This is a genomic window from Thermotomaculum hydrothermale (assembly GCF_016592575.1).
Classification (GTDB): Bacteria; Acidobacteriota; Holophagae; order Thermotomaculales; family Thermotomaculaceae; genus Thermotomaculum; species Thermotomaculum hydrothermale.
In genome coordinates, this window is the sequence record NZ_AP017470.1 from 1030478 (window position 1) to 1047036 (window position 16559).

14 protein-coding genes and 1 pseudogene are annotated in these 16559 nt (G+C 33.6%); 5 read left to right on the forward strand and 10 right to left on the reverse strand.

What is annotated here, in order from left to right:
* Nucleotides 1-14: 14 nt before the first annotated feature.
* From purL to TTHT_RS04725, 8 genes are all read right to left on the reverse strand, one after another.
* Nucleotides 15-2225, reverse strand: coding sequence for a phosphoribosylformylglycinamidine synthase subunit PurL (gene purL / locus TTHT_RS04690; protein WP_201328880.1), 2211 nt, complete (start codon nucleotides 2223-2225; stop codon nucleotides 15-17).
* Between the two features lie 16 nt (nucleotides 2226-2241).
* Nucleotides 2242-3258, reverse strand: a complete 1017-nt coding sequence (locus TTHT_RS04695; RefSeq protein WP_201328881.1) for a C45 family autoproteolytic acyltransferase/hydolase — start codon at nucleotides 3256-3258, stop codon at nucleotides 2242-2244.
* 63 nt (nucleotides 3259-3321) lie between these two features.
* Nucleotides 3322-3951 carry an MBL fold metallo-hydrolase gene (locus tag TTHT_RS04700; RefSeq protein ID WP_201328882.1) on the reverse strand — a complete coding sequence of 210 codons (630 nt, stop codon included), beginning with the start codon at nucleotides 3949-3951 and terminating at the stop codon, nucleotides 3322-3324.
* Between the two features lie 407 nt (nucleotides 3952-4358).
* Nucleotides 4359-6554, reverse strand: a complete 2196-nt coding sequence (locus TTHT_RS04705; RefSeq protein WP_201328883.1) for a DEAD/DEAH box helicase — start codon at nucleotides 6552-6554, stop codon at nucleotides 4359-4361.
* Nucleotides 6551-7804 (reverse strand): site-specific DNA-methyltransferase, encoded by a 1254-nt coding sequence (locus TTHT_RS04710; RefSeq protein ID WP_201328884.1) that lies wholly within the window; start codon nucleotides 7802-7804, stop codon nucleotides 6551-6553. Before TTHT_RS04710 ends, TTHT_RS04705 begins: the two co-directional genes overlap by 4 nt.
* Nucleotides 7749-8231, reverse strand: a complete 483-nt coding sequence (locus tag TTHT_RS04715) for a site-specific DNA-methyltransferase (protein WP_201328885.1) — start codon at nucleotides 8229-8231, stop codon at nucleotides 7749-7751. Before TTHT_RS04715 ends, TTHT_RS04710 begins: the two co-directional genes overlap by 56 nt.
* A gap of 579 nt (nucleotides 8232-8810) precedes the next feature.
* Nucleotides 8811-8957, reverse strand: a complete 147-nt coding sequence (locus TTHT_RS04720; protein ID WP_201328886.1) for a hypothetical protein — start codon at nucleotides 8955-8957, stop codon at nucleotides 8811-8813.
* A 14-nt stretch (nucleotides 8958-8971) separates the two neighbouring features.
* Nucleotides 8972-9175 (reverse strand): hypothetical protein, encoded by a 204-nt coding sequence (locus TTHT_RS04725; RefSeq protein WP_201328887.1) that lies wholly within the window; start codon nucleotides 9173-9175, stop codon nucleotides 8972-8974.
* 343 nt (nucleotides 9176-9518) lie between these two features.
* Here TTHT_RS04725 and TTHT_RS11020 point away from each other — a divergent pair.
* The 5 genes and pseudogenes from TTHT_RS11020 to TTHT_RS04750 all read left to right on the forward strand — a co-directional run bounded on the left by TTHT_RS11020 (nucleotide 9519) and on the right by TTHT_RS04750 (nucleotide 15121).
* Nucleotides 9519-11788, forward strand: a pseudogene (locus tag TTHT_RS11020) (NADP-dependent malic enzyme).
* A 48-nt stretch (nucleotides 11789-11836) separates the two neighbouring features.
* Entirely contained in the window at nucleotides 11837-12568 is a 732-nt protein-coding gene (locus tag TTHT_RS04735; RefSeq protein ID WP_201328888.1) for a cyclic nucleotide-binding domain-containing protein, read from the forward strand.
* A gap of 173 nt (nucleotides 12569-12741) precedes the next feature.
* The gene (locus TTHT_RS04740) at nucleotides 12742-13872 is read left to right on the forward strand and encodes a KamA family radical SAM protein (RefSeq protein WP_201328889.1); all 1131 of its coding nucleotides are present in this window, start codon (nucleotides 12742-12744) and stop codon (nucleotides 13870-13872) included.
* Nucleotides 13873-13947: 75 nt separating this feature from the next.
* The gene (locus TTHT_RS04745) at nucleotides 13948-14517 is read left to right on the forward strand and encodes an outer membrane beta-barrel protein (RefSeq protein WP_201328890.1); all 570 of its coding nucleotides are present in this window, start codon (nucleotides 13948-13950) and stop codon (nucleotides 14515-14517) included.
* Between the two features lies 1 nt (nucleotide 14518).
* Nucleotides 14519-15121 carry a ribonuclease HII gene (locus TTHT_RS04750; protein WP_201328891.1) on the forward strand — a complete coding sequence of 201 codons (603 nt, stop codon included), beginning with the start codon at nucleotides 14519-14521 and terminating at the stop codon, nucleotides 15119-15121.
* On the opposite strand, the gene TTHT_RS04755 is transcribed toward TTHT_RS04750, so the two are convergent.
* Together TTHT_RS04755 and TTHT_RS04760 are read right to left on the reverse strand one after the other, a co-directional pair.
* The gene (locus tag TTHT_RS04755; protein WP_201328892.1) at nucleotides 15108-15953 is read right to left on the reverse strand and encodes a phosphotransferase; all 846 of its coding nucleotides are present in this window, start codon (nucleotides 15951-15953) and stop codon (nucleotides 15108-15110) included. The genes TTHT_RS04750 and TTHT_RS04755 overlap by 14 nt on opposite strands.
* Before the next feature lie 13 nt (nucleotides 15954-15966).
* Entirely contained in the window at nucleotides 15967-16467 is a 501-nt protein-coding gene (locus tag TTHT_RS04760) for a thioredoxin family protein (protein WP_201328893.1), read from the reverse strand.
* Between the last annotated feature and the right edge of the window lie 92 nt (nucleotides 16468-16559).

A 16559-nucleotide genomic window follows, 5' to 3' on the forward strand; every position in this document is an offset into this window, starting at 1 on the left:
TATTTTTTTACACTTTAATCAGAGATAGCCTTTTCTATGCTAAATCTCCATAGATTCTTCATCTCTTTAATAGATTCAGAGATTGCTTCTTCCCCATCAACCTTGATTACTCCCTTATCTCCACCTGTTTTGCCGATAAAACTTACAGGCAAAGATACTTTTGTAGCCATTTCTCTGAATTTTTCAACTTTTTCCTCTTTTACCCCTACAATTACAACATTCTGACTTTCTCCAAATAAGAGAAAATCCCTTCTTAAACCGTTTGATTCTAAATTAACTTCAAACCCTATTTCATTTTTAAAACCGGTTTCAAACAATGTTACCGCTATTCCGCCTTCAGACACATCGTTTGCATTTGCAATGAGTTTGTTGGATGCACAACTCTGTAAAAACTCAATCAACTTCTTTGTCTCTTCAATGTTTATTTCAGGACACTTCCCCTGAATTTTGCCTGTTTTTAGTTTTAAATACTCAGTTCCCCCAATTTCTCCGGTTAATTTCCCCACAAGGAAAATGTTAATGTTTTCCTCTTCAAAGTGAGATACCACCCTGTTGTCTATATCATCAAGCAATCCAACCATTCCAACGGTTGGAGTTGGGAAAATCCCCACCCCTTTTGTCTCATTGTAAAAACTAACATTGCCTGAAACAACAGGAGTGTTTAGAATTTTACACGCCTTGCTCATTCCCTCAATTGATTTAACAAATTGATACATAATATGAGGTTTTTCAGGATTACCAAAGTTTAAGCAATCGGTTATGGCAAGAGGTTTTGCCCCTGAGCAGGCAATATTCCTTGCAGCCTCACAAACTGCAATTGCTCCCCCTTTTTCAGGTTCAAGGAAAACATACCTTGAATTACAGTCTGTTGATATAGCAACACCCTTCTTTGTTCCCTTTATCCTAAGCAATGCGGCAGCGCTTCCCGGTTTAAAAACTGTATTTGTTTGAACCTGATGGTCGTAAATTGTGTAAACCCATTCCTTTGAAGCAATTGTATGGGAAGATAAAAGTTTTTTTAACTCATTATTCAAATTGTCAGGCTCTTCAATTGAATTAACATCAAAGGAATGTAATTCATCGAGGTATTCAGGCCTCTTGTACGGCCTTTTGTAAACAGGGCATTCATCAACAACTGCATTAACAGGAAGTTCGGCACAGAGTTTGTCTTCTAAATCGTAAATTCTCACAAAACCTGAATCTGTAACCTTTCCCACAATTTCGCAGTCAAGCCCCCACTTTTTGAATATCTCAAAAACCTTATCTTCCATTCCCTTTTTAGCAACTAACAGCATTCTTTCCTGAGACTCAGAAAGCATAATCTCATAGGGAGTCATTCCCTCTTCCCTTAAAGGCACCTTTGATAGGTACAAATCTATCCCGCTTCCACTCCTTGAAGCCATTTCAAAGGAAGACGAGGTTAAGCCGGCAGCCCCCATATCCTGAATTCCAACAAGGCAATCTGTCTGGAATAATTCAAGGCAGGCTTCTAAAAGCAGTTTCTCTGTGAAGGGGTCTCCAACCTGAACAGTTGGCCTTTTCTCCTCACTTTTTTCGTCAAACTCCTCACTTGCCATGGTTGCACCGTGAATGCCATCCCTTCCTGTTTTAGAACCAACATAAATTACAGGGTTTCCAACACCTTCCGCTTTGCCGTAAAATATCTTATCCTTTTCTGCAAGCCCTAAGGTAAAGGCATTTACAAGGATATTCCCGCTGTAACAATCGTCAAAGTAAATCTCGCCGCCCACTGTTGGAACTCCCATACAGTTTCCATAGCCTGCAATCCCTTCCACAACCCCTGTGAAAAGGTGCTTCATTTTATCTGTGTTTAACTCACCAAACCTTAAAGAGTTCATATTGGCAATAGGCCTTGCCCCCATTGTAAAAACATCTCTCAAAATACCGCCAACTCCTGTTGCAGCACCCTGATAAGGCTCAATAAAAGACGGATGATTATGGCTTTCCATCTTAAAAACAACCGCAAGGTTGTCTCCAATATCAACAACGCCAGCGTTTTCCCCCGGCCCCTGAATCACCTGCTTACCTTCTGTTGGAAAATTTTTCAAATATGCCTTTGAACTCTTGTAAGAGCAGTGTTCAGACCACATAACGGAAAAAATGCCCAATTCAACAAGGTTAGGCTCTCTTCCTAAAAATTCCTTGATTTTTTCATACTCTTCTTCGGTTAAATTGTGCTGTTCAAGTAACTCTTTACTAATCATTCCCTTCCCTTCGCTTTTATTTCTCTATTTTAAAGGTAAAAACCTTATTGTAATCTCCCCCAAAACAAACCTTTAACAAACCTTTAGGCATATAGACAGCACTCCACTGGGTTGTAAGTTTTTCGCCCCACTTTGTTACAAAAGCCTTGTCTCCTATTTGTGCCACAGATTTTAACAGGGAAAGCATTGAATTAAAATCTGCCTTTTCATTCTGCTTGAAAAATTCATCAATTGTTTTGTATCTCCAACAAAGAGAATCAAGGTCTGCATCCTCAGCCTTGTCGTAAAATGTAAAGTTTGTTGCAAAAACAGGGTCTTTCTTCTCAATAACCTTAACCCCCTTTGAAGTAAACTCAACAATTGCCCCGTCTCCATTTGCATCTCCAATCAAAAAATGCACATGTGGCCCAGGGAAAAAGTCTATATTGTAAGAATTTACAATATCAATTGCTTCTTTAACAGTTGCAGCCTTATCAAGAATCTTCCTCACCATTAAAACAGAGGAAATAGTCTCTTTTTTAGAATCCTGTGGCACCTTTTCCTGCTTTACAAGTGCAATTGAAATAAAAAGCCCTTTTTCATTCATTCCGTCAAATGGGGAAATATAAGCCCCTGCGGCATTTATTTTGTCCATTAAACCGCAGTCTCCCTTTACGCTTAAATAGACCCCGTCGGTTAAGGAAATTGAGGCATACCTTTTCCCCTCAATTGCATGGGAAACAACAACCACAGGCACAGCCTTATACCAGTCAAAATTTCTGCCGTAAATTGTGCCATTATTAGATTTTGATGCAATCAAAGAACAGTAAATATCATTTCTCCTCTTTGTTGCAGAGGGGTAAAACATCTTAATCATTCTCTTTAACTCTTTTGCGTTTTTAGGCAAAAATGGATTTGTGCCGTAAAAATCAAGCCTTAAAACAGGGTAATCTGAAATCTTTTTTAAACTAAGCATTGTTGCAAGAGGATACTTTAACCCTAAAAAAATTAGAAAAACAATTGCAATTAAAACTGCTTTGTAAAAATTTTTCATATCACACTCCTTAACATAACAGTAAAATTCTATTTAAAAAAAATAAAAAATCCACCTAAAAAACTAAAAAACAAATGTTTCTATACCCTCAGATTTACAGAGTGAAACAAAATTATCCGCATTGCTTTTATCACCAACAATACTTCCATAGTGCATTGGAACTGCAATTTTAGGCTTTATAACCTTTGCAGCCTCAAAAGCCTCATTATCAGTCATAACATAGGTACCGCTAACGGGAAGCAAAGCAATATCTGTTTTTATATCCTTCATTTCAGGGATAAAGTCAGTATCCCCTGCATGGTAAACTTTAATACCGCCAAAATCTATTACATAGCCAACCCAATTGTTTTCCTTAGGGTGAAACTTTTTATTTGTATTATACGCAGGAACACATTTAAAGGAAATTCCCTTTGCCTCTCCCGCAAATCCCGGATTTACCTTTAAAACATTATACCCATCTAACTGTTCAGCACCGTTTTCAGGGCAAACAATCAAGGTATCATCTTTGGCAAGCTTTTCAATATCCTCCTTTGAAAGGTGGTCATAATGGGAATGGGTAACAAAGATTATGTCTGCTTTTTTAGAAAAATCATTTAATTTGAAAGGGTCAATATAAATATTAAGCCCATTAAATTCAATCAAAAAACCATCATGCCCAAGCCACTTAACACTTTTTTCCAAAAACTCCCTCATAACTCCCTCCCCTTTTATTGATTTACAAAATTATTTTATCAAAATAAAAAACGCAAAAATAAAAATGTGGAGGACTGAGAGGGAAACTATATATTGTATGCGATTTTAAAAAGCAGTTAATAACAAAACAAGTTGTAGGAAAATAAAGTGTGGGAAGATAGTTAAAAAAATCTCTAATAAAAGGGGAAAATATCATAATTTACCACAATTTTTTAAATTCTTATTCTATATTATTGCAGGCCTATCTTTTGTTAAAAGTAAATGTTAAAATAAATATAACAACTATATAAACTTGCCAAATGATGCAGAGGTCTTCACAAATCTTAACAAAAAATCAGTTTATTACCAACTTTTAATGACTGGCCTCAGATAATGTGGTATGTATTTATCCTACATACTTTTAAAATTCATATTTCCAATATCTTCCAATTTGATAAATCATTTGGATTATATTCGTATTTTTCATTATCATTGTATCTCCATGTCCCATTGACAAAAATAGCAATTCCACCCCAAAGTTTCTTGCCTTTTTTATTTTGTTCTCTTATATACTTTTGTAAACCCTCTGCCCTTGGCCCAGCATCTTTTGCAGTCATTCCAGCTTTTGTATCAAATAAACCAATCTTTCCATCTGTAAATTGAACAATGAAATCAACATAAAATGCTTTTTCAAAATCATTTTCATCTTTATATAAAACAGCAAAATATTTTATTTCATTCTCACCATTCTTAAACCACCATTTAACTTTATTTGATTTTTCCAATAATTCAATAAATTGTTTCTCTGGTTGGCTCGATTTCTTGACATAAAATGGTTTCATAATTGATTTTTTCTTTTCTTCTCTTTTATATCTGCTATTGTAACTTATGATAACAGGCACTTCCCATTTAGGAACATTTATTCTTTCTCTTCTTTCGCTAAGTTTTTCAACAATTTCTTTTTTGTATCTTTCTTTTGCTAAATTTATAGCATCCACAAAAGCTTGAACATTTTCCTTTCCTAAAACAATTCTTTGAACTTGAGGGTCATATTTCTTCATTTTAAATTTCTCATTAAAGAAACGATAAATTGCTGTTTTCATTCTGTCGCTTGAATCAACAGGAGCATATGGAGTAGAATTATTAGCAATGAATTTATCAAATCTATGTTGTAATTCAACTGCATTTAACTGAACATCTATTGTTCCTTTATGCTCAATTTCTCCAGTTTTGTCAATATTAACAATTCTACCATCTGCTATAATAGGACTTACAACTTTTGATGGTCTTAATGTAATCCTCTTTTTTAAGTTCATCTCCTCTGCTATTTCCATAAAAATCCTAGAGAATTCTCCAGATAACCTTGTTCTTTCTCTTTGTCTTTTCAAATAAACAGAAGATAATGAAATCTCTTTATAAAGTTTATTATCTCTTTTTGCTTCAAAAATTGTAACATAATCTTTTGCGTAATCTTCAGTTATTGTTATATTTGGTAAGTTTGTAAAGACATAACCTTTGTTTAACTCATCATGGCTATAATATTTTAATTCAGGCATTCTCATTATTCTACCAATCGTTTGTATTGTAAAAGTGAAACTTTTTGATTCTCTAAAGATAACTAAAATTTGGGCCCTTGGACAATCCCAACCTAAAGCTATGGCCTGTTTGAAAACTAAAACCTCTACTTCGTTATCTGGTTTATCTACATTAATTAAGGTATCTGTTTTTTGTTCCGAAAGCCAAACAGCAAGTTTCCCATTTTCTTCAGTTATGTTAAATTTGTCTTTTAGAATTCTCAAAACTTCATCTTTTTTATTAATTAAATTACTTCTTTTGTCTGGCAATTGAATCAAGACGAGAGGATTAATGTTTATTCCTTCTTTTTTGTATAGTTTTGCCAATTCCTCTCTTTTCTTTAATGCTTCACCTATAACTAACTCGTCTGAGCTTTTTCTCCTGTTTCCCGGAATATTTAAGAAACCAGGATTAACAACAATTTCTGATTTAATCATTTCCTCAGCTTTAACATCTGCCAATAGAACCTTTTCAATTTCAAAGATGTTTTCTGTAAGTTGTGGTGTTGCTGATACTTCAATTGTTACTTTTGGACCAATAACCTCAATTAATTCTTTTGACCTTTCAGATTTGGCTGTGTGGTGGCTTTCATCTATAATCAAAATTATATCTCTCCCTTCTTCTTTTGTGTTTTGAATAATGGCATTCAGATTATTATCATGTTCATTTTCTCTTACATAAATGTTAATGTCTTTCTTGTTTATGCTATGCCAATTTAGGAATAAAATCTCATTTTCTCCTATCTTTCTATCTTCCAAATCTTCAAAATAAGAGCATTGAATTAATCTATCATCTTCATAGTATCTTTCAAGCTTTTCTTTGCTTTGCTCGTGCAAATGTCTTACAGAAATCCAGATAAAAGATAATTTCTTGCCATGTTTTCCTTCTTTTACTAACTTCTTTAATGTTTCAGAAACCATTAATGTTTTTCCTGAACCTGTGGGAGCTTGAAAGATAACAATCTCATTTTCTGGTGATTTTAAAGCTCTCTCTACCTTATCCTTTAATCTTTCAACAGCCTCCTTTTGATAGTTTTTTAGCTCTATCATTTGAATATCCTCCTGTAAACATTTAGTATAACAGCGGGTATTGGTTTTAATTCAACCATTTCAATTACATCTTCAAATTCTTCCTCTCTTGCGCTCTCATCTAATGAAAACACATATACAACAAATTTCTTTTTTAATTTTTTAACTTCTTTCTTAAATGGCTCAATCCCCTCATCATCGTAAATAATTCCTAAATGCTTACCCTGGGGATTTTTGAATATTCTGAAATGCTTGGCCTCTTTCACTAAATCAAAACAATCTTCCTTCAAACAAAGCATTTCTGTTGATTTATCTACTAATTTCTTCTTGTTTAGATCTGTTGGTTCGGCATCAACAAAATCAGTTTTGAAGTATTTGAGGTTTCCACCTAAACCTTCAACCCATTCTCCTCTAAGATTTTTATAACCTTTAATCACTTTTTCAATTCTTGGATAACAAACATCTGTACAGATGTTGTTTTCGTTGTTAGTTACTAAAATAAACTTTCTATTTCCACCATCCTCTTTGTTTAATTCTAAAACGGCATGGCCTGTTGTTCCTGAACCCGCGAAAAAATCTAGGATTATAGAATTTTTTTTAGAGGTTATTTTTAAAATATCTTCCAAAAGGTATAAAGATTTAGGATACTCAAAAAGATTTTCTCCTAAAATTTTTTTCAATAAATTAGTTCCGTGAAACTCTGAATGATATTTTTTGTTAATCCATATATTCTTAAATACCTGTTTTTCTCTATATTTATGAAATATCTTTATTTGGTTTCCTTCTTTTTTTGCTACAAAATAACCATCTTTATTTAGTTTTTCAAATGTTTTAGGGATATTCTTCCATCCCCATTCTCGCCCATCGGCTGTTTTTGGATAAACTTCATAATAACCTTCTCTTTTTTCAAGGGTTATTGTTTTGAGATCTTTACTAACATAAATAGGATAATAATTTTGGGGTTTATTTTTTCTAGACCAAGAAGTTCTCACTCTCATAAAAGGTTCTAGTCTATATCGACCTTTAGCATCCTCTAAATTGAAAGAAGTTTTTTTGTCTTCATCTATGGCAACATCATTAAATTTTGCTAATCTTATATCTTTTGTGTAAATAAGCATGAACTCTGAATTTTCTGAAAAAAATTTTGATAAGTTTCTTCCTTTAGGATTATGCTCTACTGTTACTAAACCTACTCTATTTTTTTCCCCAAAAAGCTCATCTAATAATAAACCTAATGAGAATAATTCGTTTGCATCTATTGCACAAATCAAAAATCCATTTCTTTTCAATAGTTTTTTTTGCCAGTAAAATCCTCTTTTCCATAAAAGAAAGCCATTTACTATGTCTCCACAGGTCATTACTATCAACATAATTATTATTGTATTTCCAATTTTTTGCACCTGTATTATATGGCGGATCAATATATATCACATCAATTTTTTCTTTGTGAGTGTAATTAAGAACTGAAAGTGCATGATAATTATCTCCTTCAATTAAAATATTAATTGGTTTGTTTTTATCTGTTTTGATTTCTTTGCTTTTGTCTTCTATTAAAACAGGTAATTTTTCTTTGCACAATTCAGCCACTTTTTCAGGTTTATCTTCCCAGACTATTCCATACTTCTTTCTCTTTTTTAGTTTTTTTATTTCTTTGATTAAATCTTCTTTTGTCCATTTGGAATAGTTTTTTTCTACCATTGTTATCTCCTTATTATTATTAAAGTAATCTATAAATTTTTTATAAATTTACACTTATTTAAAAAAAAGGTTGGATATACCAAATAATTAGTATGGCGTTTTACTCTTTCTTTTATTAAAACAACTAAAAACCTATTATTTCTTTCCAACTCTACTATCATAATAAATATTTTACTGTCTTTTTCGAGTTAAGTACAAATTATTTTTTAAAAATATAAATAACTTACAAATTTTTTATTTCGCCTAAAATGTAATACTTAAGCTTCTTAGCTTTACTATAAAAAAGATCAAACAGAAATCAAGTTTATTTTTCATAAAATTTTTGCTTTTTAAAAAAATGTGTCAAAGTTTGACACTAAATAAAAAATTACCTATGTTAATTCACTTTGCAGGGATACTTAAAATCAGCACCTATCAAGGGCATATTGACCTACTCTATAAAAAAATAAATTCTGTTTTGATGCTTTTAAAAGATGCTCTAAAAGCATAACTGGGAACTGAATCACATGCTCTGAAATACACATCCTGAAACTCTTGAGCTTCTCAAACGGAGTCATCCCATTCACATTAATTTAATACCTAATGCTTTCTTACAGTATTCCTTGAAATAGAAAGAATAGCTGCGATTTCACGAATATTCTTTTTGGAAGTATAAATCATTTGAACAAGAGTTCTTACAGCCTTCGGGAATTCTTCTTTCCTTAACTCGTGATATAATTCTTTCATAGGCCATCCTTTGATTATTTAGGGTATTTAAAGGTTATTACAGACCTGAAAAAATCAAGTCTCAAAGGCTTGATAAGGGCAAGGAAAAGGTGGAGGGCCCTTGCCCTTGAAATTGAAGCGTTGGTAATAACTTCCCTTTCGCCTACGGCTTCAGGGAAGTTATATTGTTCATTCTTTTTTCTTTTCATTCCTTTTTCTTTTCCAACATTCGTTTTCATTCCCCTCCCTCTTCTTCTCTTTCTCCTCTTCTCTCTTTTAGGTGGACCAACATGTTTATACCCATTTATGCATTTCCTGCAACATATTCTTGAAAAATTCTTTTAATTGAGTAAAAATTAAATTGCTCATTGGTGGTGCCTTTTTTAAAGGATTTTTTCTTCTGAGGTTATTTTAACCTCTCCTTCCCGAAAGAAGTTTTTTCCTCTCTGACACAATTAATGTTACAATGCCGAAAATTAACCTTCACTATTAGCTTGCATAAAAAACAGAATAAAAATTGAAATTTTAGAAAAAATATATAGTAAAATATGTTCGTAATCTTTTAAAAAAGGAGTTTTTAAAATGGATTGGAGAGAAGAGGCATTACGGTATCATTCAAGAGAGCGTACTGGGAAATTAGAAGTTGTGCCTTGCAAACCGTGTGAAACATCAAAAGATTTATCAATGGCCTATACCCCTGGTGTTGCTGAACCCTGTAGAGAGATTCATAAGGACCCTACAAAGGTTTATGATTACACAAACAAGGGGAATTTGGTTGCTGTTGTTTCCAACGGAACTGCTGTTCTTGGATTGGGAAACATTGGAGCGTTGGCAGGTAAACCTGTAATGGAAGGAAAAGGTGTTCTTTTTAAAAGGTTTGCCGATGTGGATGTTTATGATATAGAAGTTGACTCTCAAGACCCGGATGATGTTATTAAAGTTTGTAAACTTTTAGCACCAACTTTCGGTGGCATTAACCTTGAGGATATTAAAGCACCAGATTGCTTCTATATTGAGGAAACATTAAAGAAAGAGCTTGATATTCCAGTATTCCATGATGACCAGCACGGAACAGCAATTATTTCTGCTGCTGCTTTCCTTAATGCATTAGAAATTACAAACAGAAAGATAGAAGAAGTAAAGTGTGTTTTCTGCGGAGCTGGTGCAGCAGGCATTGCCTGTGCTGAATTGTTCGTAACAATGGGAGTAAAAAGAGAAAACATTATAATGGTTGACTCAAAAGGAGTAATCTACAAAGGCAGAAAAGAAAGAATGAATAAATACAAAGAGAGGTTTGCAGTTGATACCCCATTGAGAACACTTGATGAAGCAATTGAAGGGGCTGATGCTTTTGTCGGCGTTTCCGTGAAGGGAATGCTTACAAAAGAAATGGTAAAGAAAATGGCACCTAACCCTATTATATTTGCTATGGCAAACCCTGACCCTGAAATTTCACCTGAAGAAGTAGCAGAGGTTAGAGATGATGCAATTATGGCAACTGGAAGAAGTGATTATCCCAATCAGGTTAACAATGTTTTGGGATTCCCTTTTATTTTTAGAGGTGCTCTTGATGTTAGGGCAAAACAAATCAATGAAGAGATGAAAATTGCAGCGGTTAAAGCTTTGGCTTCATTGGCAAAAGAAGAAGTGCCAGATTATGTATCAAAGGCTTATGGCGGCAAAAAGTTTTCATTTGGTAAAAACTATATTATTCCAAAACCTTTTGACCCGAGGGTGCTTTTCTGGGTAGCCCCTGCCGTCGCAAAAGCGGCAATGGATTCCGGTGTTGCAAGAAAGCCTATTAAAGATTTTAATGAGTACAAAAAAAGGTTAGAAAAACTACTTGATAAATCGAAAGAATTCCTGCGTGTTATATTTGACAAAGCAAAAGCAAGCCCGAAAAAAATTGTGTTTACTGAGGAGATAACGAACTTATACTTGCTGCATGCAAGGAGCTGAAAAAAGAAGGTATTGTTGAACCTATACTGTTAACCCACACACCAGAAAACCTTAAATTGAAATTAAAAGAGTATAATATTGACGAAAATGAAGTTGAAATTGTTTGCCCATTAACAGACGACGAACTACCTGCTTATGTAGCAAAATACTATGATTTAAGAAAGAGAAAAGGGGTAACACCTTCAGATGCTCAAAAAAGAATGCTTGACACCCATTACTTCGGTGCAATGATGGTTAAAATGGGAAGGGCTGACGGCTTGTTAGGCGGTTTAACCCACAATTATCCAACCATTGTTAAACCTGCTCTTGAAATTATTGAGAAGAGAAAGGGTATAAAAAAGGTTGCAGGACTTTATGTGGTAATCATTAAAGGAAAATTGTTCTTTTTTGCTGATACAACAATGAATATTGAGCCAAGTGCTGAAGACCTTGCAGAAACAGCTATTTTAACAGCTGAATACGCCAAAAACTTCAATGTTGAACCAAAAGTGGCAATGCTGTCATTCTCAAACTTTGGTAGTGTAAACCATCCACTAACAAGAAAGGTAAGAAGCGCTGTAGAAATTGTTAAGGAAAGGGCTCCTCATATATTAATTGATGGAGAAATGCAGGCTGACACCGCAGTTGTTCCTGAAATAATAGAAAGCAACTATCCTTTCAGTGAGCTTCAGGGCGGAGCAAATGTACTTATATTTCCTGATTTACAATCTGGAAATATTGCATACAAACTATTGCAAAGGTTAGGAAATGCTACTGTTGTTGGTCCTGTAATTGTTGGATTGTCAAGGTCTGTAAATATTCTTCAAAAACATGCTGAATTAAAAGAAATCTTGAATATGGCTGCATTAACAGTTGTGGAAGCACAAGAATTAGAGGAATTGGGAAAAGAGTAATGATTTTATGGGGGGAATTTTCCCCCCTATATTTTAAAAGCAGGAGATATGGGGAATTTTGACTTTAAAAATTTAATAGTTACATTTGACAAAGGCGAGTACATCTACAGAGAAAATGATAATGCCAGCACTATGTTTATTATTCATCAGGGAAAAGTAAAATTGTACAAAAAATCCGAAAGTGGAGAAGAATTTGTTTTAGGAGAGTTTGGAAAAGGTGATTTTTTTGGTGAAATGGCTGTACTTGGAGAGGATAAAAGAACTGAAAACGCCTTAGCTATTGAACCTGTTAAGGTTATTGTTATCTCAAAACCTGTTTTTATTAAGCTTTTGAAAAATAATGCAGAAGTAGCGGTTAGAATGATAAGAAAATTCTCAGAAAAATTAAAAGATGCGAATAAAATGATTGATGCTCTTCTTAAACAAAAACAATTGTCATTTGACTCTTCAAAATTAGAACACTACGCTTACCTTGAACTAATTGATTCAGGAGAAAAAATTCCATTGACATCAAATAATGTGGTAATAGGAAGATATGACCCTATAATCGGGATTTATCCTGATATAGACATAAGCCCTTACGACCCCCAGAAGACAGTATCCAGAAAACATGCAGTGATAACCAGAGAAGGAAATGGTACATATATTGAAGAGCAAATAGGAGTAATCAACGGAACATTTCTCAATGGAGAAAAAATCAAAAGCGGTCAAAAATACAAACTTAAAAATGGAGACAAAATATATTTTGGGCTTGTTGGCTGTTATTACAAAGAAAGGTAATTTCCCCTCAAATTTGACTAAGTCTAAAAATCTGATAAAATAAAATTAATTGGGACTTAAATCCCTCGTATTTGATACATAATGGTTAAATATAAATCTTTATAAATTTAAAAGTAAAATTTAAAAAAAATTTAGTTCTAAATTGTCTCTTTTAAGACAGAAAGGAGGAAAATATGGAAACAACTTTAGGGAAAAAGGTAAATCATATTACCTCTATTTCTAAAATTCAAAAACTTTCTGAAGAAGAAATAAAAAAAATAGAAAAAATAACAGAAGTTTTCGGATTCAGGGCTACCGATTATTATCTATCATTGATTAACTGGGATAATCCCAATGACCCAATAAAAAGGTTAATAATCCCTATTGAAGAAGAGCTTGAAAAATGGGGGGCAAAAGACCCATCTTATGAAAAATCTTACACAGTAGCACCGGGATTACAACATAAATACAGAGAAACAGCTCTCTTTTTAATAGGGCCTACCTGTTTTGGTTATTGCCGCTTCTGTTTCAGAAAAAGGCTATTTATGGATGACGACAATGAAATATTAATAGACATTGAGCCTGCAATCCAATACATAAAAGAGCATAAAGAGATACAGAATGTTCTTTTAACCGGCGGAGACCCCCTTACCCTATCAACCAATAAATTAAGTTCAATTTTAAATGAATTGGCCGAAATAGACCATTTAATCAATATAAGAATTGGTACAAAAGCACCGGCATTCTATCCACATAGAATTAGCAATGACCCAGAATTACTTGACTTATTTAAACTAACCAATAAAAAAGGAAAAAGAATCCACATTGTTGCTCAGTTTGACCATGGAAATGAAATAACACCACAGGCTAAAAAAGCAATTAATAAAATGATGGAAACAGGGTGCGTTATGCTAACTCAAATGCCTCTTCTAAAAGGTATAAACGACTCACCAGAAGCATTATCGGAGTTGTGGAATAAGGCAATAAACGCAGGACTTACCCCATACTATCTTTTTCAGTGCAGACCAACGACAGGGAATAAACCCTATGCTGTTCCAATAGAAGAGGGGTATAAAATTTTTGAGCAGGCAAAAATGAATTGCTCAGGGTTAGCAAAGAGGATTAAATTTGTTATGTCACATGCAACAGGTAAAATTGAAATTGTTGGCTTAACAGAAAAACATGTAATAATGAAGTATCATCAGGCAGCAAATCCTGAAAACATAGGAAAGATAATGATTTTCAATAGAAATCCTGAGGCATACTGGCTGGACGATTACACAGAACTTGTTGAAGAGTATAAAATAGAAAACCCTTTTATATAGACTTGTGATATAACTCATAACATTTTTTAGCAATAAGCCGTATGCTAAAATAGAGAAAAACATTCAGGAGGATATATGAAAAAACTATTATTTGTAATTTTGGTTGGCATCTTATTCAGCCCCTTTCTTTATTCTGCAGATATTGAAAGGGAGCAAGCATACGGCTACTTCGGAGTTAGAGTGGGATATATGGAAATTGACGGGATAGAAGATGAGGGAAGTGCTAATTTAGGTTTTACATTGGGATTTAGAGTGTCAAACCCTGTTGCAATTGAATTTTCCCTTGACTACCATTCAAGCGACTTTTCTGCTGTTGACAGAACAACCTATGCTTTTCAGGCAAGCCTGCTTTTATACCTTAACTCTAACTCTAATGTTCAACCATACCTTGTTGGTGGCGGGGGCTACTATATCTCAGGATACGATTACTGGGTAAACGGATACAAGTACACAGACTTTACATCCCACAAATTTGGGGGACATTTAGGTGCAGGAGTGGACATAATGCTTGGAGATTATTCCACCATAACCTTTGATGTAAGGTATATTGCAGTTGACGAAGATGTGCCAGAAGAGGCTTTAGGATACGACTCAAAAACATTTGACGGAGTTTTAGCAACAGTAGGGGCAAAGTTCAGATTTTAAAATGGAGTGCAATGAATTAAACTTTTTTGCAAAATACAAATACATTATTGGAATAGACGAAGCAGGAAGAGGGCCTCTTGCAGGCCCTGTTTTTGTTTGTGCTTTTTGCTGTGATTATGAGGATTACAAAAATCTCTTATCCTATAAAGAATTAACTGATTCAAAAAAATTAAATGAAAAAAAGAGGGAAAAACTCTATTCAGGCTTCAAACACCAGTTTAAGTACTCAATCAAATCTGCTTCAAATATAGAAATTGATAAATTGAATATTTTAAAAGCCACTTTAAAAAAAATGGAAGAAGCTTTAAACAGTTTTAACGAAGAAATACTTTCAAACTCAATAGTTTTAGTTGACGGAAACAAGCCTTTAAATATCCCCTACCCTCAAAAAACGATTGTAAAAGGGGATTTAAAGTGTAAGGTAATAGCTGCAGCATCGATAATGGCAAAGGTTTCAAGGGATTTATTTATGCTTGAGATGGATAAAATTTACCCTCAATACAATTTTAAGAAACACAAAGGATACCCGACAAAAGAACACAAAGAATTGATAAAAAAGTTTGGATTATCTCCGATCCACAGAAAGAGTTTTAAATATTTTTAATTGATTTTCCTGTTAATTTTTCCCAACTTTCAGCAAATTCAGGATTTAAAATCTCAAGGTGTTGTTTTACATAGTTTAACCCATTGGGAATTGAATCTTTAAACCACTCTTTTCCTTCTTTAAAACCAAAAAAGCAGAATGTACCAAGTGCTTTTAAATTTCTTTGCAAAGCAACAATTCTGTAATCTAACTCATTCAAATCCTTTTCAATATTTCTTATTTTCCCTAAATCAATGTATGCGTCAAACATCAAAGAGGCAGAATCATAAAATTCAGGGGCAAATAATGTATCCTGAAAATCAATAATATAAACTTTCTTGTTTTTTACCATAATATTTCTGAAATGATAGTCTCTATGAGCAAGTTTTAGTGGAATAGTTTTAATCCTTTTCAAAGTAAATTCAATCAATTCTTCTAAAAAATCCTTGAATTCCTCAGGTATTAAACAGCCAACACAATGATTAAGAAAAAAATTCAACTCTTTTTCAGCAGGAAGTGTTGGGGCTTCAATTTCCTCACTTTCCCCAATTGACTGGATTACTTTTATATACTGATAAACCTCTTCCACAAACCTTTTTTTGTTTATTGATAATTTAATAGAGTTTAAATAATCAACCCCGTTTGTATCCCCTAAATCCTCAACAATCATTTCAAGGTTTACAAAGTCAGCATCGTAAAGTTCAGGTACAGGCAAAGAGTATTTTTTATAGATTTTGTACCACTTTAGATAGTTAAAAAAAGAATCCCTCATTTCAGGGGGATAAACCACCCTTATAAAGCCTTTCCCTCTGTAATACTGCCTTGAAGAAGCGTCTCCTTTAAGCTTTTCCATAAATCAAAAAAACTTATTTTTTGTTAATTAGCCTGAAAAGTTGCCCCAGAAAAAGCCTAACATTTGCATCTCTTGACGCACCTAACCTGCCTAACTCTTCTCCATCTGGGCCAAGAATTACATATGTTGGGAAACCCCTTATCCCAAAGGCGTCTGCAAGCTTTCTGTTTCTCTCCCTGTACTCATCAGGCACCAAATCCCTGTTTCTTGGAAAATCTATCCACACAAGAACAATCTTATCCTTAGTTTTTTTATAAAACTCGTCCTTTGAAAATACCCTCTTTTCCATCAACTGACACCAAACACACCAGTCTGAGCCAGTAAAATTGAGAAAGATAGGCAAATTATGCTCCTTTGCATACTCCCTTGCAGCCTGAATATCCATTGTCCACTTTCCTGGCTCATATCCCTTTGTTAAAATATTGCCTTTTTCACTTTGAGCTGCATTGCAGCAAAAATTTGAAACAGATAACAAAACAAGGAATGAAAATATCAGTAATTTAAAATTCTTCATAGCCATTCTCCTTAAAGCAATTATTAGGTCAGAGTTAATTTTAACAAAATAATTCCCATTAAAATAAACAAATTTTATATAATTAAATGCGA